Source organism: Streptomyces sp. HUAS 15-9 (assembly GCF_025642155.1).
In the GTDB taxonomy this organism is placed as follows: domain Bacteria; phylum Actinomycetota; class Actinomycetes; order Streptomycetales; family Streptomycetaceae; genus Streptomyces.
In genome coordinates, this window is record NZ_CP106798.1 from 4,806,118 (window position 1) to 4,831,075 (window position 24,958).

23 protein-coding genes and 2 pseudogenes are annotated in these 24,958 nt (G+C 69.8%); 15 read left to right on the forward strand and 10 right to left on the reverse strand.

Translation table 11 applies throughout. The features are described from left to right. Position 1: 1 nt before the first annotated feature. Entirely contained in the window at positions 2-499 is a 498-nt protein-coding gene (locus N8I87_RS22185) for an ATP-binding protein (RefSeq protein WP_411577270.1), read from the reverse strand. 320 nt (positions 500-819) lie between these two features. On the opposite strand from N8I87_RS22185, the gene N8I87_RS22190 reads away from it, so the two are divergent. The 5 genes from N8I87_RS22190 to N8I87_RS22210 all read left to right on the forward strand — a co-directional run bounded on the left by N8I87_RS22190 (position 820) and on the right by N8I87_RS22210 (position 4,985). Continuing rightward, positions 820-1,656, forward strand: a complete 837-nt coding sequence (locus N8I87_RS22190) for a Sco1979 family transcriptional regulator (protein WP_491743947.1) — start codon at positions 820-822, stop codon at positions 1,654-1,656. 165 nt (positions 1,657-1,821) lie between these two features. Next, positions 1,822-3,282 carry an aldehyde dehydrogenase family protein gene (locus N8I87_RS22195; RefSeq protein ID WP_263211048.1) on the forward strand — a complete coding sequence of 487 codons (1,461 nt, stop codon included), beginning with the start codon at positions 1,822-1,824 and terminating at the stop codon, positions 3,280-3,282. Positions 3,283-3,318: 36 nt separating this feature from the next. After that, positions 3,319-3,699 carry a VOC family protein gene (locus N8I87_RS22200; protein WP_263211049.1) on the forward strand — a complete coding sequence of 127 codons (381 nt, stop codon included), beginning with the start codon at positions 3,319-3,321 and terminating at the stop codon, positions 3,697-3,699. Positions 3,700-3,769: 70 nt separating this feature from the next. Beyond that, positions 3,770-4,318, forward strand: coding sequence for a DinB family protein (locus N8I87_RS22205; RefSeq protein WP_263211050.1), 549 nt, complete (start codon positions 3,770-3,772; stop codon positions 4,316-4,318). 25 nt (positions 4,319-4,343) lie between these two features. Continuing rightward, positions 4,344-4,985, forward strand: coding sequence for a PadR family transcriptional regulator (locus N8I87_RS22210; protein WP_263211051.1), 642 nt, complete (start codon positions 4,344-4,346; stop codon positions 4,983-4,985). A 228-nt stretch (positions 4,986-5,213) separates the two neighbouring features. On the opposite strand, the pseudogene N8I87_RS22220 reads toward N8I87_RS22210, so the two are convergent. Beyond that, positions 5,214-5,612, reverse strand: a pseudogene (locus tag N8I87_RS22220) (RNA-guided endonuclease InsQ/TnpB family protein); the annotation flags it as partial. A 159-nt stretch (positions 5,613-5,771) separates the two neighbouring features. On the opposite strand from N8I87_RS22220, the gene N8I87_RS22225 reads away from it, so the two are divergent. Further along, on the forward strand, positions 5,772-6,539 hold the full coding sequence (locus N8I87_RS22225; protein WP_263211052.1) for an ABC transporter permease: 768 nt from the start codon (positions 5,772-5,774) through the stop codon (positions 6,537-6,539). Positions 6,540-6,574: 35 nt separating this feature from the next. Here the strand turns inward: N8I87_RS22225 and gad are convergent, their stop codons facing one another. Further along, on the reverse strand, positions 6,575-7,987 hold the full coding sequence (gene gad, locus N8I87_RS22230; protein WP_263211053.1) for a glutamate decarboxylase: 1,413 nt from the start codon (positions 7,985-7,987) through the stop codon (positions 6,575-6,577). 75 nt (positions 7,988-8,062) lie between these two features. Next, positions 8,063-9,349 carry an ion channel protein gene (locus N8I87_RS22235; RefSeq protein ID WP_263211054.1) on the reverse strand — a complete coding sequence of 429 codons (1,287 nt, stop codon included), beginning with the start codon at positions 9,347-9,349 and terminating at the stop codon, positions 8,063-8,065. A 134-nt stretch (positions 9,350-9,483) separates the two neighbouring features. Between N8I87_RS22235 and N8I87_RS22240 the strand changes: the two genes are divergently transcribed. Together N8I87_RS22240 and N8I87_RS22245 are read left to right on the forward strand one after the other, a co-directional pair. Further along, positions 9,484-10,245: a MerR family transcriptional regulator gene (locus N8I87_RS22240; RefSeq protein WP_263211055.1), complete on the forward strand. Its 762-nt coding sequence runs from the start codon at positions 9,484-9,486 to the stop codon at positions 10,243-10,245. A 26-nt stretch (positions 10,246-10,271) separates the two neighbouring features. Next, a pseudogene (locus N8I87_RS22245) lies at positions 10,272-10,484 on the forward strand (TipAS antibiotic-recognition domain-containing protein); the annotation flags it as partial. A gap of 48 nt (positions 10,485-10,532) precedes the next feature. On the opposite strand, the gene N8I87_RS22250 reads toward N8I87_RS22245, so the two are convergent. Further along, the gene (locus N8I87_RS22250; RefSeq protein WP_263211056.1) at positions 10,533-10,898 is read right to left on the reverse strand and encodes a YbjQ family protein; all 366 of its coding nucleotides are present in this window, start codon (positions 10,896-10,898) and stop codon (positions 10,533-10,535) included. 135 nt (positions 10,899-11,033) lie between these two features. Here N8I87_RS22250 and N8I87_RS22255 point away from each other — a divergent pair, with 135 nt between their 5' ends. Further along, on the forward strand, positions 11,034-12,029 hold the full coding sequence (locus tag N8I87_RS22255) for a DedA family protein (RefSeq protein WP_263211057.1): 996 nt from the start codon (positions 11,034-11,036) through the stop codon (positions 12,027-12,029). Between the two features lie 22 nt (positions 12,030-12,051). Here N8I87_RS22255 and N8I87_RS22260 read toward each other — a convergent pair whose 3' ends face one another. Continuing rightward, complete coding sequence (locus N8I87_RS22260) at positions 12,052-13,716, reverse strand: threonine/serine exporter family protein (protein WP_263211059.1); 1,665 nt, start codon at positions 13,714-13,716, stop codon at positions 12,052-12,054. Between the two features lie 103 nt (positions 13,717-13,819). Further along, on the reverse strand, positions 13,820-14,311 hold the full coding sequence (locus N8I87_RS22265; protein ID WP_263211061.1) for an inorganic diphosphatase: 492 nt from the start codon (positions 14,309-14,311) through the stop codon (positions 13,820-13,822). A 124-nt stretch (positions 14,312-14,435) separates the two neighbouring features. Between N8I87_RS22265 and dacB the strand changes: the two genes are divergently transcribed. From dacB to folE, 6 genes are all read left to right on the forward strand, one after another. Beyond that, positions 14,436-15,980, forward strand: a complete 1,545-nt coding sequence (gene dacB, locus N8I87_RS22270) for a D-alanyl-D-alanine carboxypeptidase/D-alanyl-D-alanine endopeptidase (protein WP_263216594.1) — start codon at positions 14,436-14,438, stop codon at positions 15,978-15,980. A gap of 1,294 nt (positions 15,981-17,274) precedes the next feature. Further along, the gene (locus N8I87_RS22275) at positions 17,275-18,399 is read left to right on the forward strand and encodes a zinc-dependent metalloprotease (protein ID WP_263211062.1); all 1,125 of its coding nucleotides are present in this window, start codon (positions 17,275-17,277) and stop codon (positions 18,397-18,399) included. A gap of 192 nt (positions 18,400-18,591) precedes the next feature. After that, positions 18,592-19,638 (forward strand): tRNA lysidine(34) synthetase TilS, encoded by a 1,047-nt coding sequence (gene tilS / locus N8I87_RS22280; protein WP_263211063.1) that lies wholly within the window; start codon positions 18,592-18,594, stop codon positions 19,636-19,638. A gap of 77 nt (positions 19,639-19,715) precedes the next feature. Further along, positions 19,716-20,276 carry a hypoxanthine phosphoribosyltransferase gene (gene hpt, locus N8I87_RS22285; protein ID WP_263211065.1) on the forward strand — a complete coding sequence of 187 codons (561 nt, stop codon included), beginning with the start codon at positions 19,716-19,718 and terminating at the stop codon, positions 20,274-20,276. Positions 20,277-20,463: 187 nt separating this feature from the next. Beyond that, positions 20,464-22,503, forward strand: a complete 2,040-nt coding sequence (gene ftsH, locus N8I87_RS22290; RefSeq protein ID WP_263211067.1) for an ATP-dependent zinc metalloprotease FtsH — start codon at positions 20,464-20,466, stop codon at positions 22,501-22,503. A 130-nt stretch (positions 22,504-22,633) separates the two neighbouring features. Next, the gene (folE, locus tag N8I87_RS22295) at positions 22,634-23,239 is read left to right on the forward strand and encodes a GTP cyclohydrolase I FolE (protein ID WP_263211068.1); all 606 of its coding nucleotides are present in this window, start codon (positions 22,634-22,636) and stop codon (positions 23,237-23,239) included. Between the two features lie 12 nt (positions 23,240-23,251). Here folE and N8I87_RS22300 read toward each other — a convergent pair whose 3' ends face one another. The 3 genes from N8I87_RS22300 to folB all read right to left on the reverse strand — a co-directional run bounded on the left by N8I87_RS22300 (position 23,252) and on the right by folB (position 24,779). Next, positions 23,252-23,740 carry a DUF3180 domain-containing protein gene (locus N8I87_RS22300; RefSeq protein ID WP_263211070.1) on the reverse strand — a complete coding sequence of 163 codons (489 nt, stop codon included), beginning with the start codon at positions 23,738-23,740 and terminating at the stop codon, positions 23,252-23,254. Between the two features lie 71 nt (positions 23,741-23,811). Further along, positions 23,812-24,423: a 2-amino-4-hydroxy-6-hydroxymethyldihydropteridine diphosphokinase gene (folK, locus tag N8I87_RS22305; RefSeq protein WP_263211072.1), complete on the reverse strand. Its 612-nt coding sequence runs from the start codon at positions 24,421-24,423 to the stop codon at positions 23,812-23,814. Beyond that, entirely contained in the window at positions 24,420-24,779 is a 360-nt protein-coding gene (folB, locus tag N8I87_RS22310; protein ID WP_263211073.1) for a dihydroneopterin aldolase, read from the reverse strand. Before folB ends, folK begins: the two co-directional genes overlap by 4 nt. Positions 24,780-24,958: the final 179 nt, after the last annotated feature.

The window sequence follows — 24,958 nt, forward strand, 5'->3', positions numbered from 1 at the left end:
CTCATTCGGCCGACTGGAGCCGGAACAGCGCCCAGACGACCTTGCCGCTGAGCGTGCCGGCGAGCGGGTGCCAGCCCCAGCTGTCGCTGAAGGAGTCGACCAGGAACAGCCCGCGGCCGGACTCGGCGGAGAAGTCGTCCGAGGGGCGGGCCACCGGGGTGTCGTGGCTCGGGTCGCGCACCGCGCACACCAGCCGGTCGGTCCAGCGCATCAGATGCAGCCGCACGGCCGGGGGCTGCTCCGCGCAGCACGCGGCGTCGCCCGGCAGCGCATGCCGCAGGGCGTTGGTGACCAGCTCCGAGACGACCAGGCATATGTCGTCGAAGCGGTCGCCCACATCCCATTGGTCGAGTGTTCTGCGCGTGAACAGCCGGGCTTCGCGCACCGCTTCGTAGCGGGCGGGCAGTGCGCAGGAGGCAGCGTTGGACACGGCCGCGGGATCCAGCGGCGGAAGGCCCTGCCGTAACGGCTCGAGCATGGTCGATCCATTCGTCCCCATGCGAGGCACTCCCGGGAATTCGCGGTCGTTGCGATGCAGCGGTGGCGCGGGACCATGGTTTCGGATGCGCACAGCAGATGCAAGGGCAGATGCACGTGCACGAGACCGAATTGAGCAGTCCCGTACCGCTTGTTGGCCATTTTTTCCGCCAACCTCATGTACGTGGCTCACCTGTTACCTGCTTCATCCTGTGCGGAAACTTTGGCCTCTTTCCGTTTCCGTAACCGGACGAGTACTGCTCGAAGTGTTTTAGTGGCAGACTTCGGCCCCTGAAGACGTTGGGGAGGCTGGCGAACGTGAGCGCGGGAGAGCCGGGATCGGTGGTGCGGCGCATGCTGCTCGGATCACAACTCAGGCGACTGCGTGAGGCGCGGGGGATCACGCGCGAGGCGGCGGGTTACTCGATCCGCGCCTCCGAATCGAAGATCAGCCGGATGGAGTTGGGCCGGGTGAGCTTCAAGACACGGGACGTGGAAGACCTGCTGACGCTGTACGGCATCACCGACGAGGCGGAGCGAGAGTCGCTGCTGTCCCTCGCCCGGGAGGCCAACGTCGCGGGCTGGTGGCACAGTTATTCCGACGTGCTGCCGAGCTGGTTCCCCACCTATGTGGGCCTGGAGGGCGCCGCCTCCCTGATCCGGGCGTACGAGGTGCAGTTCGTGCACGGCCTGCTGCAGACCGAGGACTACGCGCGCGCTGTCGTCCGGCGCGGCATGAAGGGCGCGAGCGTCGCGGACGTCGAGCGGCGCGTGGCGCTGCGCCTGGAGCGGCAGAAGTACCTCGTCTCCGAGAACGCCCCGGACTTCCACATCGTCCTCGACGAGGCGGCCCTGCGCCGGCCGTATGGCGACCGCGAGGTGATGCGCGGCCAGCTCCAGCATCTGATCGAGTTCTCCGAACGGCCCAACGTACGCCTTCAGATCATGCCGTTCAGCTTCGGCGGGCACTCCGGTGAGAGCGGGGCGTTCACCATCCTGAGTTTCCCGGAGTCCGATCTGTCCGATGTGGTGTATCTGGAGCAGCTCACCAGTGCGCTGTATTTGGACAAACGCGAGGACGTGACCCAGTACGAGCAGGCGCTCAAGGAGCTTCAGCAGGACAGCCCGGGGCCGGACGAGAGCCGGGACCTGTTGCGCGGGCTTCTGCAGTTGTCCTGATTCACGCCCTCTTGACTTCACGCTTTCGTTTGCTCGGGTGTCATCTCAACTCACGGCAAACACAAGTACGATGACATGTGATCAGTCTCATCAGACCGATCGGATCGTGGAGTCGATCGGGTGTCCGTCTCGACTGCTTCGGCAGTAAGGGGATCGAGGGATCACATGTCGTCCAGCTTCACCGACCTGGCCGTGCAGTACATCGACGGTGAGTGGCGTCCGGGCACCGGCTCCTGGGACATCATCGACTTCAACCCGTACGACGGCGAGAAGCTGGCCTCGATCACGATAGCGACCGTCGACGAGGTCGACGAGGCCTACCGGGCGGCCGCGCGCGCCCAGCGGGAATGGGCCGAGACCAACCCCTACCGTCGCCGTGTCTTCTTCGAGAAGGTCCTGCGCCTCCTCGAGGAGCGGGAGCCCGAGATCACCGAGATGATCATCGCCGAGCTCGGCGGCACCCATATGAAGGCCGGGTTCGAGCTGCACCTCGCCAAGGAGTTCCTGCGCGAGGCGGCCCAGCTGACGCTGCGCTGCGAGGGGAGATTCCTGCCCTCGCCGATCGACGGCAAGGAGAACCGCCTCTACCGCGTCCCGGTCGGCGTGGTGGGCGTCATCAGCCCCTTCAACTTCCCCTTTCTGCTGTCGATCAAGCCCGTCGCGTCGGCCCTCGCGCTCGGCAACGCCGTCGTCCTCAAGCCCCACCAGGACACCCCGATCTGCGGCGGCACGCTGATCGCCAAGCTCTTCGAGGACGCTGGGCTGCCGCCCGGCCTGCTGAACGTGGTGCTCACCGACATAGCGGAGATAGGCGACGCCTTCATAGAGCACCCGGTCCCCAAGCTGATCTCCTTCACCGGCTCCGACAAGGTCGGCCGGCACATCGCCACCGTCTGCGCCTCGCAGCTCAAGCGCACGGTCCTGGAACTGGGCGGCAACAGCGCGCTGGTGGTCCTCGACGACGCGGACATCGACTACGCGGTCGACGCGGCCGTCTTCAGCCGGTACGTCGACCAGGGCCAGGTCTGCATGGCGGCGAACCGCGTCCTGGTGGACCGCTCGGTCGCGGACGAGTTCACCGAGAAGTTCGTCGCCAAGGTCAGGACGCTGAGGACGGGGGATCCGAGCGATCCGCAGACCGTCATCGGACCGGTCATCAACTCCCTCCAGGCGAACGCCATCTCGGCCGCGATCGAGCAGGCCGTCGCCGAGGGCGCCACGGTCCTGGTGCGCGGCGCGACGACGGACAACCTGGTGGAGCCCTCCGTCCTGACGGACGTGCCGACCGACTCCTCCCTCCTGCACAAGGAGATTTTCGGCCCCGTCGCCCTACTGGTCCCGTTCGACGGTGAGGAGGAAGCGGTCCGCATCGTCAACGACACCCCGTACGGCCTGAGCGGTGCCGTCCACACCGCCGACATCGAGCGGGGCGTGGCGTTCGCCAAGCGCGTCGACACCGGGATGTTCCATGTGAACGACGGCACCGTCCACGACGAGCCGCTGGTCCCGTTCGGCGGGGAGAAGCACTCCGGCATCGGCCGGCTCAACGGCGAGACGACCCTGGACGCCTTCACCACCCTGAAGTGGATCTCGGTACAGCACGGGCGCAGCGAGTTCCCCTTCTAGCGCGGGCCGTGGGAGCACGGACACGGGAGTACGGACATGAAGGTGCTGGCGACCCTGGCGCGCCTGTACGTGGACGACATCGACCGGGCCCTGCCCGCCCTGCGTGAGCTGACCGGCGAGGACGTCCGGTCGCGGTTCCCCTATGGCGGGGTGGAGGTCGCGAGCATCGGCGGCTTCCTGGTCGTCGCGGGGAGCGCGGCGCGGCTCGCCCCGTTCCGGGAGGTCCAGAGCACCCTGCTCGTCGACGACCTGGACGGTCTCCATGAGTTCCTCGACCTGCACGGCGGGGAGCTCGTCTCCGGCCCGAACAGCGTCCCCACCGGCCGCAATGCCACCGTTCGCCACCCAGGCGGGGTCGTGTTCGAGTACGTCGAGCATTCCGTCCGACCCGGCCCGGCCTTTGAGGACAGAAGCTGACCGCAAGGGTCCGTAACGTCATCGGTGTCAGGCAAGGGAAAGCCGTTGGACCCGATGAAAGGGGCCGGTCATGGTCACTCATGTGCGAGCCGAGGCGCAGGGCGACGAGCGGGGGGCGCTGCTCGCCTTCCTCGCGGAGCAGCGCGGGGGTGTCCGTCGCGCGGTGCTGGGGCTGACGGACGAGCAGGCCACCAGCAGGCCCAGCGCCAGTGAGCTGTCCCTGGCCGGGCTGGTCAAGCATGTCGCCGAGGTCGAGCAGGGCTGGATCGCCCGCGCCAAGGGCGAGCCGCCGGCGGTCAAGCGGGACGAGTCGAACTGGCACGAGTGTTTCGTGCTCGCCGAGGGCGAGACGACGGCCCAGCAGTTGGCGTACTGGGAGGAGGTCGCCGCGGAGACGGAGAGCTTCGTCCGCTCGCTCCCCAGCCTGGACGACACCTTCCCGCTGCCGAACGACCCCTGGTTCCCGCCGGACGAGGCCGTGTCCATGCGCTGGCTGGTGCTCCATCTGATCCGCGAGACGGCACGGCACGCTGGCCATGCCGACATCATCCGCGAGTCGCTGGACGGGAAGACGGCGTTCGAGCTGGTGGCCCAGGAGCAGGGCACGTCCTGGGGGTGACCCCGTGGGTCATACGCTGGACCGCATGTCAGCGATCCGTCTCCTCGTGCTGGGCGCGGTGCGCCAGCACGGGCGGGCCCATGGCTACCAGGTGCGCAACGACCTGGAGTACTGGGGCGCGCACGAGTGGTCCAACGCCAAGCCCGGCTCGATCTACCACGCCCTGAAGCAGATGGCCAAGCAGGGACTGCTGCACGCGCACGAGATCGCGCCGTCCACGGCCGGTGGTCCGCCGCGCACCGAGTACGAGATCACGGACCGGGGGAGCGAGGAGTTCTTCCGGCTGCTGCGGGAGTCCCTGGTCGCCTACGACCAGAAGATGGACATCCAGTCGGCGGCCATCGGCTTCCTCGTCGAGCTGCCGCGGGCCGAGGCGGTGGCCCTGCTCAAGGAGCGGATCCGGCGGATCGAGCAGTGGCGGTCCGCCGTCACCGAGCACTACATCCCCGAGGACGGCTCCGAACAGCTGGGCCACATCGGCGAGATCATGAACCTGTGGGTCCACACGGCTGACTCCGACGCCGCGTGGACCCATGGGCTGATCGCACGCCTCGAGCGCGGCGCCTACACATTCGCCGGCGAGGGCGAGCCGTTTGTGGGTGTCCTCGCCGAGGGGCAGGAGAACCCGTACGCGACGGGGGAGCGGCATCCTGGGGACCACCACTAATCAAGTTTGACCAATCGAGGTGCCCGCGTTACCTTCAAGCGAGTAGTCAAGTCTGACTAATAGAGAAGTGGTCAGTGGCGGCCTCGGTCACCACGTCGTGTCCGGCCACCTCGCGTGCTGACCGAGCAGGCCGATACGCCTGCGGACCGCGCGGGTCGGCATCGATGCCGGGATCACGTCGCTGGTGACCCTGTCCACGGGGGAGAAGGTCGCCAACCCGGGGCATGAGCGCGCCAGCGTCAGCCGACCGCCGCGCCACGTGAAGGCGCTGCGGGTGTACTCCGCCGACGCGCGGGACTTCTTCCGGCTCTTGTACCCGGGGTACTGGGACCGCTTGGCGAAGAAGTTCCCGAACGCCGTCTGAAGGTGGCGCGGCGCCTGCTGGAGCGGAACGGACGACACCTGCGTGAGGAAGGCGAGTTCCTCGGTCCTCTTCCACTTGGTCAGCGCGGCCGACGACTGCACGTAGGAGATACGGCGCTGCTCGCCGTACCAAGCGCGAGTGCGCTCCTCCAGCGCCTTGTTGTACACGAGGCGGACGCAGCCGAACGTGCGCGACAGCTCAGCCGCCTGCTCGCCCGTGGGGTAGAAGCGGTACTTGAAAGCCCGCTTCACCATCTGCGTCATGTCTCACATTCCATCAGATTCCATGTGAGTAACGGGAGTCGGCCGGTGGAGGGCGGACGCCGATCCGCTCTGGCGGCGAACCGGCCTTCCGGCCCTGCTCCGCAGGAGCTTCGTCCCCTCCCCGACTTGGGGGCGGGGCAACCGTGAAGGAGAGCCCCGATGAGCGACTACGCCCACGCCGTGACCGACTCCTGGACCATGACCCGCCGCGAACTCGCCCACTGGGCAAGGCAGCCGGGGCAGGTGCTCGTCGCCGTGGCCTTCCCGGTGATGCTGCTGCTGATGTTCGGCTATCTGGTCGGCGGCGGCCGGGGCGTGCCGGGGCACTACGTCGACTACCTGGTCCCCGGCATGCTCGCGCTCACCATGGCCTTCGGGCTTGAGGGCACGATGCTCGCGGTCACCCGGGACCTCGACAAGGGCGTCATCGACCGCTTCCGCTCCATGCCCATGGCCAACGGGGCGGTGCTGGTGGGCCGTTCGGCCGCCGACATGCTCCAGTCGGCGATCGCGCTCGCGCTGATGACCGGCACGGCGTACGCGCTGGGCTGGCGTGCGCACGCCGGTGCGGGCGCCTTCCTCGGCGCCTTCGGCCTGCTCCTCCTGTTCCGCTTCGCGATGCTGTGGATCGGCATCCACCTGGCCCTGATCGCCGGGAAGCCGGAACTGGTCCAGGCCGTGCAGATCCTGGTCTGGCCGGTCGGCTTCCTCTCCAACGCCTTCGCCACCCCCGATTCCATGCCCGACTGGCTGGGCACGGCCGTCCAGTGGAACCCGCTGTCCCAGACGGCCACGGCCGTACGACACCTGCTCGGCAGCCCCGGCGCGGAACCGGGGCACACCTGGGCGGCGGTCGTCTGGCCACTGGTACTGCTCGCGGTGTTCTTCCCGCTGGCGGTACGCCGGTTCGCGCGCCTGAGCCACTAGCCGGCGTCGGCGCGCGCCTGAGCCGCCGACTGGTGTCAGTGGTGGAAGCCGGTGGCCGCCGCCTTGTCGTGGGTCAGGGGATGCGGCTGCCGGCGCAGTTCCGGCAGAAGCCGCTCCAGGTCGTCCAGGAACAGGTCGGCGAGGTCGAGGGAGAAGCCGTTGCGACACACCACCCGCAGGACGGACAGGTCCTCCCGGTTGGGCGGGAAGGTGTACGCGGGCACCAGCCAGCCGTTCTCGCGCAGCCGCCGGGAGACGTCGAAGACGTCGTACGACGTCACGTCGGGGGCGGTGGTGAAGGCGAACACCGGCAGCTGGTCGCCGTGTGTCAGCAGCCGGAAGTCGCCGAGCGCCTCGATCCTCTTGGCGAGCCCGCTCGCCACGTCCCGCGTGGTCTGCTGCACGGCCCGGTAGCCGTCCCGGCCCAGCCGCAGGAACGTGTAGTACTGCGCGACCACCTGGGCGCCGGGGCGCGAGAAGTTCAGCGCGAAGGTCGGCATGTCGCCGCCCAGGTAGTTGACCCGGAAGACGAGCTCCTCGGGCAGCGCCGCCTTGTCCCGCCACAGCGCCCAGCCGACGCCCGGGTAGACCAGCCCGTACTTGTGCCCCGAGGTGTTGATCGAGGCCACGCGCGGGAGGCGGAAGTCCCACACCAGGTCCTCGTCGAGGAAGGGTGCGATCATGCCGCCGGACGCGCCGTCCACATGCACCGGGATGTCGAGGCCGGTGCGCTCCTGGAGGGCGTCCAGGGCGGAGCACAGGTCGGCGATCGGCTCGTACGACCCGTCGAACGTCGAGCCGAGGATACCGACGACCCCGATGGTGTTCTCGTCGCACAGCTCGGCCGCGGCCTGTGGGTCGAGGTGGTAGCGGTCGCCCTCCATGGGGACCAGGCGGGCCTCCACCTCCCAGAAGTTGCAGAACTTGTCCCAGCAGACCTGGACGTTGACCCCCATGACGAGGTTCGGCCGCACGTCGTGCGCCGGGTAGCGGTCGGCGTTGCGCTGCGCCCAGCGCCGCTTGAGCGCCATCCCGGCGAGCATGCACGCCTCGCTGGAACCGGTCGTCGAACAGCCCACCGCGGCCGCCGGATCGGGCGCGTTCCACAGGTCGGCGAGCATCGCCACACAGCGCCGCTCCAGTTCGGCCGTGCGCGGGTACTCGTCCTTGTCGATCATGTTCTTGTCCCGGCACTCCGCCATCAGGACCCCGGCCTGCGGCTCCATCCAGGTGGTGACGAACGTGGCCAGGTTGAGCCGGGAGTTGCCGTCCAGCATCAGCTCGTCGTGCACCAGCTGATACGCCGTGTTCGGCGCCAGGGGATTGTCCGGGAGCCGGTGCGTCGGCGGGGCCTCGGTCATGCCGACGACCGGATTGGCCTCGCCGAAGAACGGGTTGATGGACACGGTCCGCTGTTCGTGCTTCTCCGGACCCTTGTGCAGTGCCATGGTCGTGTCTCCTAGGAGGAGGGGGAGTGACAGGAGGGGAAGTGAGGAGAGAAGGCGGGCGGAGCGTCCGGCCGGTCACCGCACCGACGTCCCGTCCGGCCGCAGCTGCATCTGCGGCCGCCCCGTCACCAGCAGCCAGGCCGGCAGCGAGGCGACGCACAGCAGGGCGAGGATCGTCGGCGAGGCGACCAGAACCGCGGCGGTGAACAGGCTCACCCAGCCCTGCCGGGTGATGGCCAGGAGCATGCCCAGCACACCCGCCGCCACGCCCACGGCGGGCGAGACCGCGGGCACCAGGGCATGGGCGCAGAGCCCCAGGGCGGTGCCGATGAACACCGAGGGAAAGATCCGGCCGCCGCGGAAGCCACAGGTCGCGGCGACACACAGGGCGGCCAGCTTCACCACCGTCATCGTGGCGAACTGCCCGGCCGACCAGCCCTCAGGGGCACGGGCCAGCTCCGCCAGCTGGTCCAGGCCCTTGAAGAGTGTCAGCGGGCCGCCCAGGGCCCCCAGAGCCCCCAGCACGAGCCCGCCCACCGGAAGCATCAGCATCGGGTGCCGCAGCCGCTGGAAGGCAGCGTGGAGGTACGGGAAGGCGCGGACGGCACACATGCCGAGCAGCGCCCCGACCGACGCGACGACGACCGCCGACAGCACGTCGACCGCGTCCGGCCGGTCGATCGGGGGCAGATGGAGGTCGAAGGACGCGTGGTGGAGCAGGTCGGTCGTGATGGCACCGGCCGCGCCGGCGGCCAGGGGAGCGAAGAGGTTGTCCCACAACAGCCCCCTGGTCTGCTGTCCGGTCAGCGCCTCCGAGATGACCAGGGCCGCCGCCACCGGCGTGCCGAACAGCGCGCCGATCGTCGCCGCCTCCGCCAGGGCCCCCCACAGCCCGCCCGGCAGCCGGGGGAGGAACCGGCGGCCCAGCCACACCGCGAGGCCGACGTTCACCGCGATGATCGGGTTCTCCGGGCCGAGGCTCGGGCCGCCCGCGAGCATCAGGGCGGCCGCCAGCAGCAGGCCCGGCAGTACGGAGAGCGGCAGCGTGGGCGCGTTCAGCCCCACGGTGGCCGGGTCGGGTCCCGCGTGCCCGGGCGCCTTCCACACCACCAGCCCGACCGCGATCCCGGTCGCGGTGAGCATGACGGAGATCCACAGTGTGGAGTAGCCGCCGATTCCCAGGGCGCGGGGCAGGTTGTCCCACAGCACGCCCTGGAGCTTCTCGGCCGCCACGCTCACCCCGACGAAGAGCAGGCTGGAGATCACGCCGATGGCGAGAGCGGGCAGGATCAACGGCAGCAGGGCGCGCGCGGGCGTCGCGGGGACGGTGCTGGGCGCCTGTTGCGCGGAGTCCTGGGCCACGGGGTCACCATAAGCGGACGAAACGGGCGTAACACTCCGGGGGAGTGCAGCCGGGGCACGCCCCCGCAACGGGCTTGCACCTCACGTCACGTGAGGCCCCACCGTGGAGCGTGTACCGAGAAGAAGGAGCGGATGTGAGCTACTCCGTAGGACAGGTCGCCGGATTCGCCGGGGTCACGGTGCGCACCCTGCACCACTACGACGGGATCGGCCTGCTCGCCCCGAGCGAGCGCAGCCACGCGGGCCACCGGCGCTACAGCGACGCCGACCTCGACCGGCTGCAGCAGATCCTGTTCTACCGGGAGCTCGGCTTCCCGCTCGACGAGGTCGCGGTCCTGCTCGACGACCCCGATGCGGACCCGCGCGCGCACCTGCGCCGCCAGCACGAACTGCTGACCGCCCGGATCGAGAAGCTGCAGAAGATGGCCGCGGCCGTGGAGCATGCCATGGAGGCACGCAAGATGGGCATCAACCTCACGCCCGAGGAGAGGTTCGAGGTCTTCGGCGACAAGGACCCCGAGCAGTACGCCGAGGAGGCGGAACAGCGCTGGGGCGGCACCGAGGAGTACGCGGAGTCACAGCGCCGCGCCGCCCGCTACACCAAGGACGACTGGAAGCGCATGCAGGCCGAGGTGGCCTCCTGGGGCGAACGCTTCGACGCCCTGATGGCCACCGGCGAGCCGCCGACCGGCGAGGCCGCCATGGACCTGGCCGAGGAACACCGGCAGCACATCTGCCGATGGTTCTACGAGTGCTCGTACGAGCTCCACCAGTGCCTCGGCGGGATGTACGTGTCCGACGAGCGCTTCAAGGCGTACTACGACTCCATGCGGCCGGGCCTGGCCGAGCACCTCAGGGAGGCGATCACCGCGAACGCGGCGCGGCACGCGGTGTGATCCTTGCCCCCCTGCCCCCTGCCTCGCCGACCGGCGAGGCCGCCATGGACCTGGCCGAGGAACACCGGCAGCACATCTGCCGATGGTTCTACGAGTGCTCGTACGAGCTCCACCAGTGCCTCGGCGGGATGTACGTGTCCGACGAGCGCTTCAAGGCGTACTACGACTCCATGCGGCCGGGCCTGGCCGAGCACCTCAGGGAGGCGATCACCGCGAACGCGGCGCGGCACGCGGTGTGATCCTTGCCCCCCTGCCCCCTGCCCCCTGGCCCGGGTGGCCCACGTGGCCTACTCCCGGGTCAGGACCACCGCGGTCCCGTAGGCGCACACCTCCGTGCCCACGTCCGCCGCGTCGGTCACGTCGAAGCGGAACGCCAGCACCGCGTTGGCGCCACGCGCGCGTGCCTGCTCCACCAGCCGCTCCATGGCCTGGTTGCGGGTCTGCACGAGAGTCTTCGTCAGCCCCTTGAGCTCACCGCCGATCATCGACTTCAGGCCCGCGCCGATCTGGCTGCCGATGTGCCGTGACCGCACGGTCAGTCCGAAGACCTCGCCGATGACGTCCTGCACCCGGTGCCCGGGCACGTCGTTGGTGGTCACCACCAGCACATCGGGCTGGGGCCCCTGGCCGCCGCCGTATTCGTCGATACCCATGGCTCACAGCTTTGCCCCAGCGCCCGCACAGTGCATCCCGGAGACACCGGTGGAACCTGGGGCGGACACATTGCGTTGATAGCTTTGTACGGCGGCACGACGCCGTACCGCCTTCACCCTCAGGAGCCCGGAACCGTGACGACTCTCGCCCTCGGGCCGAGCTGGCTGGACCCCAACTACCTGCTCGACACATACAGCATCTGGGGCCTGCTGCTCATCGTGTTCGCCGAGTCGGGCCTGCTCATCGGGTTCTTCCTGCCGGGTGACTCGCTGCTGTTCACCTGCGGTCTGCTGATCACCTCCGGCAAGCTGAACTTCCCGCTGTGGGCCGCGATCGCCCTCATCTGCGTCGCCGCGATCCTCGGCGACCAGGCGGGTTACATGTTCGGCAAGAAGGTCGGCCCGTCGCTCTTCAACCGCCCGGACTCCCGTCTCTTCAAGCAGGAGAACGTCACCAAGGCGCACGAGTTCTTCGAGAAGTACGGCCCGAAGTCTCTGGTCCTGGCCCGCTTCGTGCCCATCGTGCGGACGTTCACGCCGATCATCGCGGGCGTCAGCGGCATGAAGTACCGCTCGTTCCTGGTCTTCAACATGATCGGTGGCGTCCTGTGGGGCGCGGGCGTCACCCTGCTCGGCTCGTGGCTCGGCAACATCGACTTCGTCAACAAGAACATCGAAGCGATCCTCATCCTGATCGTCCTGATCTCGGTGGTCCCGATCGCCATCGAGTTCCTGCGGGCCCGCTCCAAGAGCAAGAAGAACCCGCCCGCCGAGGCCCCGGCCGGACAGCAGCCCCTCCAGCAGCAGCACCGGGCCCCGGTCATGGACGACGCCACGACCCAGCTGCGCCGCGTCGAGCCGACGTACGAGCAGCAGCAGCCGCAGCAGCAGCCGTACGGCTCGAACCAGGCCTACGGGAATCAGGCCTACGGGAATCAGGCTTACGGCAACCAGGGCTATGGCGGTCCGGCCTACGGGAACCAGGCCTATGGCGACCAGGCCTACAGCGACCAGGGTTACGGCGATCAGGAGTACGGCCGGCAGTACCAGGGCCACGACAACCAGTACTACGACCAGCAGCAGTACCCGTACGACTACAACCAGGGTCAGGGCAACCACAGCGCCCAGTGAGCGGCGCCGGGTGCCACCCGGCTCAGAAGCCCCTGGTCCGTTTGGCGGCCCGGCGCTTCCCGGCGGAGCCGACCCGCAGGAACAGCCGCGAGATCTCCGCCCCCAGGTTCACCCCGATGGCGATGGCCATGGCCAGTGAAGCGGCCTTGGCCAGCGACACAAGGCCCTTGTCGACCTCGTTCTGCGCCATCGACAGCAGCCCGAAGTAGGTCGCCGAACCCGGCAGCAACGGTCCGATCGCCGCGGTCGTGTACGGCAGCGCGGACGCGAACCGGTACCGCGACAGCAGCTGCCCGAACAGTCCGACCAGGCCCGCCGCCACGGCCGTGGAGGCCACCGGCGAGATACCGCCGGCGTAGTGCATCGCGCCGTACACCGACCAGGCCACGCCCCCGTTGAGGGTCACCGGCAGCACGGTGGACCGTTCCTGCTGGAGCAGCACCGCGAAGGTCAGCGACAGCAGCATGGACGCCGCGATCTGCAGCAGCGGCCGCTCGGCGATGTTCAGCGCCGCGTCCGGGTTGAGCGTGCCGCCCACCTTCACGCCGAAGTAGAGGATGACCAGCACCCCGATGACGATGCCGACGAAGAAGTACATGACCTCCAGCAGCCGGGCCGCCGCGGTGATGTAGAAGCCGGTCAGACCGTCCTGCACACCCGCCACCAGCGCCCGCCCGGGCAGCAGCGCGAACAGTCCACCGGTGACGACGGCGGACGCCTTGACGTCGACGTGCGCCAGCGCGAAGGCCACGCCGATCATCGCGGGCGGCATCGCGGCCACCGTGAACTGGTAGAACTCCGGCAGCCCGCGCCCCGCGCACAGCCACGCCAGCCGGTCGCCGAGCATCGCGCCCAGCATGGCCGCGACGAACACGATCAGGTCACCGCCGACCAGCAGGGAGGCCGCACCGGCCAGCAGCCCGCTCGCCACGGTCAGCGCCCAGCCGGGGTACGGGTGGCGGTTTCGGCGGATCTCGGCGAGCCGCCGGTAGGCCTCCTCGAGGGAGACATGGGTCTCCGGGTCGGTGAGGTCGTCCACGAGCCGGAAGACGGCTGCCAGCCGCGTGTAGTCGGTGCCCCGGCGGCGCACCGTCCGGGACGCCGTCACCGGGTCGTCCACCAGGGACGGCTGGTACGAGATCGACAGCAGCGTGAAGGTGACGGTCGGCTCGCAGCGGTCCAGCGCGTACGCCCGGCAGACGGCGAACATCGCCGCCTCCACGTCCTCGGCGTTCTCGCCGCCCGCCAGCAGCAGCTCGCCGATACGCAGGGTCAGGTCGAGCACGCGCGGGACGGCCGGACCGCCCTCCTCCTCCGCCTTCTGTACCGGCTCCGGTGCCGGACGCTCCGCCACCGGCATGCGCAGCATCGTGCGCATCCGGTCCTGCCAGGGCGCGTCCTTGGTCAGGCTGACGGCGGGTATGCCCGTCGCCGGGGTGAACAGGGCCGGGGCCTGCCGGGCGTCGTAGGTGCTCGGCGGAGTGAACGCCGAGCCCTCCGGCTCCGCGCCCGGCGGCTGGAGGACATCCAGGCCCTCGGGCAGGACGAACTCCGAGGTCGTCTCGGACTCACCGGCTGCCTTGGGGACCTCCAGCCCCTGCGGAAGGGCGAACTCGGACGTGATCTCGGGGTCGTACGCACTCCTCGCCTCGTCCGACTGCGGCTTGCGGTCCTCCGCGTCCGTCACTGAAGAGCACTCCCTGTACGACACTCCGACAGGCTCAGTATGCGCACAGAGATGCCGACGGGCCGCACGCGTGCGCGTGCGGCCCGTTCACAGGAGTGGGGTCTCAGTGACCGCCCTCCTCCTTGAAGCGCTTGTACGACCGCTCGATCTCCGCCTCGGCGTCGGTGCGGCCCACCCAGTTGGCGCCCTCGACGGACTTGCCGGGCTCCAGGTCCTTGTAGACCTCGAAGAAGTGCTGGATCTCCAGACGGTCGAACTCCGACACGTGGTGGATGTCGCGCAGGTGCTCGACACGCGGGTCGGTGGCCGGAACGCACAGCAGCTTGTCGTCGCCGCCCGCCTCGTCCGTCATGCGGAACATGCCGATCGCGCGGCACTTGATCAGGCAGCCCGGGAAGGTCGGTTCGTCCAGGATGACCAGCGCGTCCAGCGGGTCGCCGTCCTCGCCGAGGGTGTTCTCGACGAAGCCGTAGTCGGTCGGGTAGGCGGTCGAGGTGAAGAGACGACGGTCCAGGCGGATCCGACCCGACTCGTGGTCCACCTCGTACTTGTTCCGCGAACCCTTCGGGATCTCGATCGTGACGTCGAACTCCACCGGTGGCTCCTCCATGATCAGCACATAGTTCTGGTGGTTAAGTGTCCCTCACGCAGGTGTGTGATCGCGAAAGGGGCTGGTCCTTGTGCCAGAACTGAGGCCTTGGCGCGCCGCGAGACCGCATGTGGTGCGGATCGCGGGTGCCGTACGACCGCGTCTGGCACGGGTCGCGCGGGGCACCCGGGCCGTGCGGCCACGCCTCGCGGCGCTCGTCCGGCCTGCGCGTTCGCGGACCCTGAAGACCTGGCAGTACACCGCGGGCGCCGCCACCGCCGGGCTGGCACTGGCCGCCGGCGTCGTGACCACCGCCGGCCCCTGGGACGCCAACGGTCAGCGTACGGCCGAGCGGGAGCGGGCGGTCGCCCGGCAGCGGGCAGGTGGCACAGATCACGGTCGTAACTCCGATACGACGGACGCCGCACCCCGGCCCGCGCCCAGCGCCGCGTCCGTCCTGACCGGCCTGGGCGGCGCCACGGGCACCGTGAACACCAAGAAGGCCCCGGTGTCCGGAAAACCCCTCGCGGACGTCCTGGCGCCGCTTCTGGACGTTCCGGAGCTCGGCAGCGCCCACACCGCGGCGGTGGTCGACGTGGCCACCGGCAAGCGCCTGTACGGCTCCGGCGCCGACACGGCCCTCACCCCTGCCTCCACCACGAAGATCGCCACCGCCGTCGCCGCCCTCTCCGCGCTCGGCGCCGACCACCGCCTCACCACCCGGGCCGCCCTGGAGCCGGACACCAAGGAGCTCGTCCTGGTCGGCGGCGGCGACCCGACGCTCACCGCGCACAAGAAGGCGGACAGCTGGGCGAGCCTGCGCACACTGGCCGCCGACACCGCTGCCGCACTGAAGAAGCGCGGGGTCTCGAAGATCACGCTCTCCTACGACACCACCCTCTACACGGGCCCCTCGATCCACCCCATCGGCGTCAACGACAACCTCGCTCCCGTCAGCGCCCTGATGGCCGACGAGGGCCGCACCGACGACTCGGCCAGTGGCCCGGTGACCCGGGTCGCCGACCCGGCGGCGGACGCGGCCCGCAAGTTCGCCGGCTTCCTCAAGAACGCCGGCGTCACGACGACGGCACCGGGCCCCTCCAAGGCCACCGGCCGCTCCACCACCCTCGCCACCGTCTCCTCACCCCCGCTCTCCGCCCTGGTCGAACGCATGCTGACCAACAGCGACAACGACATCGCCGAGGCCCTGGCCCGCCAGACGGCCCTCGCGAGCGGCAAGCCGGCGAGCTTCGAGGACGGGGCGGCCGCGATCGCCTCCCGGCTGAAGAAGCTGGGGCTGCCCATGCCCGGCGCCTCGTTCCACGACGGCAGCGGCCTGAACCGCGACGACAGACTGACGGCGGACCTGCTGACGGCCCTCCTCGTCCAGGCGGGCTCACCGGCCCACCCCGACCTCCGCCCGGTCCTCACGGGCCTCCCGGTGGCGGGCTTCACCGGCACCCTCAGCGCCCGCTACACGGACGGCGCGGCGGGCGTGGTCCGAGCCAAGACGGGCACCCTGACCGGCGTCAACACCCTGGCAGGCACGGTCGTCGACGAGGACGGCCGCCTCCTGGCGTTCGCCTTCCTGGCCACGAACACGACAAGCCCCCTGGACGCCCAGTCAGCACTGGACAGAACGGCTACGGCACTGGCGGGGTGCGGCTGCGGTTAGGGGGACGTGGGGCAGGTTTGCCCACGGTGACCGCTTACGGGGGTGGCACCGGCTGTCGCCCGCAGCGTGCGGAGAGTGGGGCGGCAGCACTGCTTGCACGGTGGTGCGCCCTGCTGCGGTGATGCCGCCTACCGCTTGCCGCTACCGCCGCCGTTGCGTGCTCGGGCCGGTTGGAGCCCACCGCAGGCCGTCACAGCCTGCCGCCGCGGGTGCCGCCGCATCACCTGCTGTCGGCCGCGTGCGGTGGTCGCTCGATCGCGACGGCTGCCGCTCGCCGCTTGCCGGGGTGGCGCAGCCCCATCGCCTGCAGCCCACCGCTTGCCGGAGCCGTCCGCAGCCGTTGGCTCCAGGCACCGCCTGCCGCCCACCGTCGCCATTGCGCCGGGGGCGCGTCGGTATTGCCTGCCGTGCGTCACTTGCCGCGGTGGCGCCGCTGCGCTGCCTGCGCCTGCTGCCTGTAGCCGCAGCGTGGCGCGCGCCATATAGCCTGCGGCCGCTGGCCGTTGCCGTGGCGCGCCCGCATCGCCTTGCGTCGACGGCTTGCCGCCACCGCTGGGGCGCGCCGTCATTGCCCATCGTGGGTCGCTTGCTGCCGCTGCGCTGCCTGCGCCTGCTGCCTGTAGCCGCAGCGTGGCGCGCGCCATAGCCGCCGGCCGCTGGCCGTTGCCGTGGCGCGCCCGCATCGCCTTGCGTCGACGGCTTGCCGCCACCGCTGGGGCGCGCCGTCATTGCCCATCGTGCGTCGCTTGCTGCCGTGGTGCGGCCGTGGCCTGCTGCCTGTAGCCGCAGCGTGGCGCGCGCCATAGCCGCCGGCCGCTGGCCGTTGCCGTGGCGCGCCCGCATCGCCTTGCGTCGACGGCTTGCCGCCACCGCTGGGGCGCGCCGTCATTGCCCATCGTGCGTCGCTTGCTGCCGTGGTGCGGCCGTGGCCTGCGCCCGCTGCCTGCCGCCATCGCTTGCGCTGGGGCGCGCTGACATTGCCTGCCGGACGTTGCTTGCCGCAGTGGTGTGGTCGCACTGCCTGCTCCCGCTGCCTGTCGTCGTAGCGCCCTGCGCGCCCCACCGCCTCCGGCCGCTGCCCATCGCCGCGGCGCGCCCGCATCGCCTGTCGTCCAGTGCCGCCGCGCAGCCGCACTTCCTGCCCCTCGCCGCCGTGGGCAGTCGTTCCGCAGGGCGGGGCGGGTGATTCCGGGGTGGGCGATGAGTGGTCCGGCTCCGCCCACGCAGGCAGCTCGCGATCAACCGACCCCGTCACAGCCTGCCCCAAGTGGGAACGCTCACGTACGGTTGACGCATGACGAGCATCGGTGGCACGGAGATGGTCGACTGGAATCTCGCGGTGGCGACCGCGACCCGGCTCGTGCGGCCGGGGCCCGACGTGAGCCGTGACGAGGCCCGGGCCGTCGTCGCGGAGCTGCGCCGGCATGCCAAGGCCTCGGAGGAGCACGTGCGGGGCTTCACCCGGTTGGGCACCGAAGTCACCCACGACACCCCCGTACTCGTCGTCGACCGCCCCGGCTGGGTGCGGGCGAACGTCGCCGGGTTCCGGGAGATCCTCAAGCCGCTGCTCGACAAGATGCAGGAGCGACGCGGCGGCACACCCGGCGGCGCGGTCCTCGGCGCCGTCGGTGGCAAGGTGACCGGCGTCGAACTCGGCATGCTGCTCTCCTTCCTGTCCTCCCGTGTCCTCGGCCAGTACGAGACCTTCGCCCCGGCCGGCCGCGACCTCCCGGCAGGCGAGAACGGCGGCGGCCGGCTGCTGCTGGTCGCGCCGAACATCGTCCACGTGGAGCGTGAACTCGACGTACAGCCGCACGACTTCCGCCTGTGGGTGTGCCTGCACGAGGAGACGCACCGCACACAGTTCACCGCGGTGCCGTGGCTGCGCGATCACCTGGAGGGTGAAATCCAGTCGTTCTTGGCGGAGACCGACGTCGACCCGATGACGGTCCTCGAACGCATCCGAGAGGCCGCCCAGTCGCTCGCCGGCGGCCGCCCCGAGGGCGAGGAGGACGACGGGGGCCGGTCGTTCGTGGAGCTCGTGCAGACCCCGGCCCAGCGTGAGATCCTCGGCCGCCTCACCGCCGTGATGTCCCTCCTGGAGGGCCACGCCGACTTCGTGATGGACGGGGTCGGTCCGCAGGTCGTACCGACCGTCTCGGAGATCCGCGAGAAGTTCCAGCAGCGCCGCGCCAAGGGCGCCTCCCGCCTGGACATGACCCTGCGCAAGCTGCTGGGTCTGGATGCCAAACTCAGGCAGTACCGGGACGGCGAACGGTTCGTACGAGCCGTCGTCGAACAGGTCGGCATGGACGGCTTCAACCGCGTGTGGACCTCCCCGAACACCCTGCCCACCAAGGCGGAGATCGCCAAACCGGCGGACTGGGTCGCGCGGGTGCACCGCAGGCCGGAGCCGTGAGGCGCATGGGGCACGTCGTGAACGGAATCCGGCCGACGGCAGGAGAACGCCCCCTCAATCACCCGTCCGAGGGACCGTGAGGGTTGGGTAGGCGTGCAATGCTCGGGGAACCGCCCGTTTCTGTCACCATCTACACACTCTGAGTGACCGGCCTCGGGCTCACCCCCGAAAACTTCATGAAGGGAACCGGACATGGGTCCCCATCCTGCGGTCGCGGCGATACGCCTGGCGGTCCGCCGCGTCCTTCACGACATCCTCACCGACCACAGCCCCCATATCTCCGCCGACGACTCCCCGGGCGGCGCGTACGAGCGTTCCCCGTCCCCGTCCCCGCTCGTGCTCGTGGCGTGCTCCGGCGGCGCCGACTCCATGGCACTCGCCTCCGCCCTGGCGTTCGAGGCGCCCAAACTCGGCATCCGCGCCGGCGGCATCACCGTCGACCACGGCCTCCAGCCCGGCTCCGACCTGCGCGCCGACGAGGTCGCCCTGAGGCTGCGCGAACTCGCCCTCGACCCGGTCGAGTCCATCGCCGTGACCGTGGGTCGCGACGGCGGGCCCGAAGCCGCCGCCCGCGACGCCCGCTACGCCGCCCTCGACGCCGCGGCCGAACGCCACGGCGCCACCGCGATCCTGCTCGGCCACACCCGCGACGACCAGGCCGAAACCGTCCTCCTCGGCCTCGCCCGCGGCTCCGGCATCCGCTCCCTGTCCGGAATGGCCGCGGTCTCGGGGGCCGACGGCCGTTACCGCCGCCCCTTCCTCCAGCTCGACCGGCAGACCGCCCGCAAGGCCTGCATGGTCCAGTCGCTCCCGGTGTGGGACGACCCGCACAACGCCGACCCGGCCTACACGCGCTCCCGGCTCCGCCACGAGGGCCTGCCCGCCCTGGAGAAGGCCCTCGGCAAGGGCGTCGTCGAGGCACTCGCCCGCACGGCCCAGCTCTCCCGCGACGACGCCGACGCCCTGGACGCCTGGGCCAGCCAGGCCGAGTCCTCCGTCCTCGACGCCACCGGCCTGCTCGAGTGCGCCAAGCTCTATGCTCTGCCGCCCGCCGTGCGCCGCCGCATCCTGCGCCGCGCCGCCATCCGCGCGGGCGCCCCGGCCGGCTCGCTGTTCGCCCGGCACATCGAGGAAGTCGACCGGCTGATCACCGGCTGGCGCGGCCAGGGAGCCATCAATCTCCCGGGCAAAGTCGTCGCCCAGCGCCAGGGTGGCAGACTGGTGATTCGGCAAGGCTGAATCTCTCTCCTGGGGGAGACGCCCGGTCTCTTCTTCCGGAGGGGCCGGCCGGCCGTGAACCGGGACGACCGAAAGTGATGCGGGTGGACGCGAAAGACATGGGTGCCGACCTTCAGCAGGTGCTCATCACCAAGGAAGAGATCGACGCGAAGCTGGCCGAGCTGGCCGCGAAGATCGACGCGGAGTACGCGGGCAGGGACCTGTTGATCGTCGGCGTGCTCAAGGGCGCGGTGATGGTCATGGCGGACCTCGCCCGGGCGCTGTCCACCCCCGTCACCATGGACTGGATGGCCGTGTCCTCGTACGGCGCGGGCACCCAGTCCTCCGGTGTCGTCAGGATCCTCAAGGACCTCGACACCGACATCAAGGGCAAGCACGTCCTGATCGTCGAGGACATCATCGACTCCGGCCTGACCCTGTCCTGGCTGCTGTCCAACCTCGGCTCGCGCGAGCCGGAGTCGCTCAAGGTGTGCACCCTGCTGCGCAAGCCGGACGCCGCCAAGGTGGCCATCGACGTCGAGTGGGTCGGCTTCGACATCCCCAACGAGTTCGTCGTGGGCTACGGCCTCGACTACGCCGAGAAGTACCGCAACCTCCCGTTCGTCGGTACGCTCGCGCCTCACGTCTACGGCGGCTGAGCCTCGCACGGCCCAGTCTCGTAAGACGATCGGGAACCCCAGCGGGTTTCGCGCCGTTGGAGCATGCAGAGACGGGATTGACAGCAGTCCTGTGCGGCTTCGCGCAACAATGCTGGGGTACCGTCAGAAGAACTGTCTTATCAAACTCACTATGGCAGGAGGGACGGGGCGACACCGCTCCGTATGGATGGACGTGAAGCGATACTTCCGTGGGCCGGTCATGTGGATCGTGCTGGCCGTCCTTGCCGTGGTCGTGTTGATGCAGGTCGTCGGCTCGTCCGGCGGCTACAAGACGGTGGACACCGGCCAAGTCGTAGCAGCGATCAACGACAACAAGGTCCAGTCGGCCAAGCTCACCACCGGTGACGAGCAGACCGTCAAGGTCACGCTGAAGGACGGCGTGAAGGTCGACGGCAGCTCGAAGATCCAGGCGAGCTACATCGGCGACCAGGGCGTGGCCCTTGCCGGCACGCTGCAGACCAAGTTCCAGGACAAGCAGATCCCCGACGGGTACACCGTCTCCCCGACGAAGCAGAACGCCTTCGTCGGCGTGCTGCTCTCCCTGCTCCCCTTCGTCCTGATCGTGGTCGTCTTCCTGTTCCTGATGAATCAGATGCAGGGCGGCGGCTCCCGGGTCATGAACTTCGGCAAGTCCAAGGCCAAGCTCATCACCAAGGACACCCCGAAGACGACCTTCTCGGACGTCGCGGGCTGTGACGAGGCCGTCGAGGAGCTCCAGGAGATCAAGGAGTTCCTGCAGGAGCCGGCGAAGTTCCAGGCCGTCGGCGCCAAGATCCCCAAGGGCGTGCTTCTCTACGGCCGTCCCGGCACCGGCAAGACGCTGCTCGCGCGTGCCGTCGCCGGCGAGGCAGGGGTCCCCTTCTACTCGATCTCCGGTTCCGACTTCGTCGAGATGTTCGTCGGTGTCGGTGCCTCCCGGGTCCGTGACCTGTTCGAGCAGGCCAAGGCGAACGCCCCGGCGATCGTCTTCGTCGACGAGATCGACGCGGTCGGCCGCCACCGCGGCGCCGGCCTCGGCGGTGGTCACGACGAGCGCGAGCAGACCCTGAACCAGCTGCTCGTCGAGATGGACGGCTTCGACGTCAAGGGCGGTGTGATCCTCATCGCCGCGACGAACCGCCCCGACATCCTCGACCCGGCCCTTCTGCGCCCCGGCCGCTTCGACCGCCAGATCGCTGTCGACCCGCCGGACCTGCAGGGCCGTCTGGAGATCCTCAAGGTTCACCAGAAGGGCAAGCCGGTCGCGCCCGACGTCGACCTGTCGGCGGTCGCCCGTCGCACCCCGGGCTTCACCGGTGCGGACCTGAGCAATGTCCTCAACGAGGCCGCGCTGCTCACCGCCCGCAGCGACAGGAAGCTGATCGACAACTCCATGCTGGACGAGGCGATCGACCGCGTGGTGGCGGGCCCGCAGAAGCGGACCCGGATCATGTCGGACAAGGAGAAGAAGATCACCGCGTACCACGAGGGCGGACACGCCCTGGTCGCGGCGGCCTCCCCGAACTCCGACCCGGTCCACAAGATCACGATCCTGTCCCGCGGCCGTGCCCTCGGCTACACGATGGTGCTCCCGGACGAGGACAAGTACTCCACGACGCGCAACGAGATGCTGGACCAGCTGGCGTACATGCTGGGCGGCCGCGCGGCCGAGGAGCTCGTCTTCCACGACCCGACCACGGGTGCCGCGAACGACATCGAGAAGGCCACCACCACCGCCCGCGCGATGGTCACCCAGTACGGCATGACCGAGCGCCTGGGTGCGATCAAGTTCGGCGGCGACAACACCGAGCCGTTCCTCGGACGTGAGATGGCTCACCAGCGCGACTACTCGGAAGAGGTCGCCGCGCTGGTGGACGAGGAAGTCAAGAAGCTCATCGAGAACGCTCACAACGAGGCCTGGGAGATCCTGGTCGAGAACCGTGACATCCTCGACAACCTCGTCCTGGCCCTCCTGGAGAAGGAGACGCTCGGCAAGGAGGAGATCGCCGAGATCTTCGCCCCGATCCACAAGCGCCCGCCGCGGCCCGCGTGGACCGGCTCCTCCCGCCGTACGCCGTCCACCCGCCCGCCGGTGCTCTCCCCGAAGGAGCTGGCACTGACCAACGGCGCGAACGGCTCGACGCCGGCGATCAGCACCGTCAAGTCCACGGCGTCGGAGTCCGCCCCGGTGACGGAGCAGGCCCCGGAGGACCGCACGGAGAGCTGACCGCCCCCTGGTGCGGCCCCGGCCGCCGTGCCAGGCCCGGAATGGATGCCGCGCCCCGCAAGGTTCTAGCCTTGGGGGGCGCGGCATTTCTGCATGCCCGTGCGTAGGAGAAACAGGAACGAGGCACCAGATGACCGACCCCGTGACGCTGGACGGCGAAGGCACCATCGGCGAGTTCGACGAGAAGCGCGCCGAGAACGCCGTACGCGAACTGCTGATCGCGGTCGGCGAGGACCCGGACCGCGAGGGCCTGAGGGAGACACCGGCACGGGTGGCGCGGGCCTATCGGGAGCTCCTGGCGGGACACACGCAGGAGCCCGAGGACGTCCTGACGACCACGTTCGATCTCGGTCATGACGAGATGGTCCTGGTCAAGGACATCGAAATCGTATCTTTGTGCGAGCATCACATGCTGCCGTTCCACGGTGTGGCCCATGTCGGGTACATCCCGGCGGAGACGGGCAAGATCACGGGCCTGTCGAAGCTCGCGCGGCTGGTCGAGGTGTTCGCCCGCCGTCTGCAGGTGCAGGAACGACTCACCACGCAGATCGCCGACTCCCTCATGAGGATCCTCGAGGCACGAGGCGTGATCGTCGTCATCGAGGCCGAGCACATGTGCATGTCGGTGCGTGGCATCCGCAAGCCCGGTGCCAAGACCACGACGTCGGCGGTGCGCGGCCAGCTTCGGGACGCCACGACCCGCGCCGAGGCGATGAGCCTGATACTGGCGCGCTGACGGCGTCGGCGGTCAGGCCGCCGGTTCGGCCCCGGTGTGGTTGTGGTCCTCGTCCTCCGGGAGCTTGCAGACGCGTTCCAGGAAGAGGGCCGCCGCTATGACGGCGATGCCGGCCAGCACCGCGAGACCGGCGTAGATGGCCTGGTCGCGGCGGGCGGGCATGTCGAGGAGCTCCAGGAGAAAGACGCCCGTACCGCCGTACATCCCGGCGACGAGAGCGGCGACCAGGGCGCTGGCCTGGCCGAAGACGACCGCGCGGGCGGCCATCAGGGGGTCGACTCCCTTGGCGCCGGGGCGGCGCTCGCGCTGGGCCTTGAAGCGGGCCCGCAGGGAGAGCGCCGTGGCGAGCAGAACCGCGGCGATCAGGGCCAGGACGATGGGGGCGGCCAGCGGGACGCTGGGGAGCGTCCCCACCGAGTTCCACAGGCGGGCGCCCGCCCAGGACAGCACTCCGGCAACGACGAACACGCCGACCAGCACCCTGATGCGCAGCTCTCTCACGGTGTTCCTTCAGCTCCCCCGGAGTAGGTGTGGCCGGACCGTGTGGTCGTCTCGGCCCTTGACCTTAACGACTACTCGGGCAGGTGGAGTTCCAGGTCCGTGCGGGCCTGGACACCGGCGCGGGTGACGGTGCCGAGGAGGTCGGCGACCGGGCCGCGGCCGGGCAGCAGGGCGTCGGGGTCCACGTCGTACCAGGGGGCCAGCACGAAGGCGCGCTCATGCGCGCGCGGGTGCGGAAGGGTCAGGTGCGGGTCGGCGGAGACGACTTCGGCGTACGCGACGATGTCGACGTCGAGGGTGCGCGGGCCCCAGCGCTGGTCCCGTACGCGGTTGAAGGCCTCCTCGACGGCGTGTGCCCGCTCCAGGAGGGAGGACGGGGGGAGCGTGGTCTTCAGGACCACGACCGCGTTGTAGTACGAGGGCTGGCTGCCGGGCTCCACACCCCACGGCTCCGTCTCGTACACCGGGGAGACGGCCTTGATCCGGACGCCCGGGGTGTCTTCCAGGGCGTCGATGGCGCCCTGGAGGGTCTCCAGGCGGTTGCCCAGGTTGGAGCCGAGGGAGATCACGGCCCGTTTCGGGTTGCTCAACGTGGTGTCGGCGGCGTCGACCTGTTCGACGACGGAGGCGGGTACCGGCTGTACGGTCGGGTCGCTGGGACCCTGCGTGAAGGATGCGGTCATACTCGGCTCCGGGTGATGGTGACGGTCACGTCGTCGAAGGGGACCGTGATCGGGGCGTCCGGCTTGTGGACGCAGACCTCGACCTCCATGACTCCTTCGTGCTTCAGGCAGGCCTGGGCGATGCGCTCGGCGAGCGTCTCGATGAGGTTCACCGGCTCGCCCTCGACCACGGCCACGACCTCTTCGGCCACGATGCCGTAGTGCACGGTCCTCGCGAGGTCGTCGCCGGCCGCTGCCGGCCGGGTGTCCAGACCAAGGACGACGTCCACGATGAAGGGCTGGCCCTCCTCGCGCTCCTTGGGGAACACACCGTGGTGCCCGCGGGCCTTCAGGCCGCGCAGCGCGACACGATCCACGCGAATCACTCCTGCAATCGTTGGTAACGGCCGGTCCGTGCCGTGTGCGAACGGCACACCGGCCTCAGACGAATCTACCTGCGGACACTGACAGAACCGGATCTCAGGGGGGTGGGCCCCGGCCGGGGCCGAGAGGGTTCATCGCGCGTTTCCCCTGGGGAACCCGGTACCTCATGGGT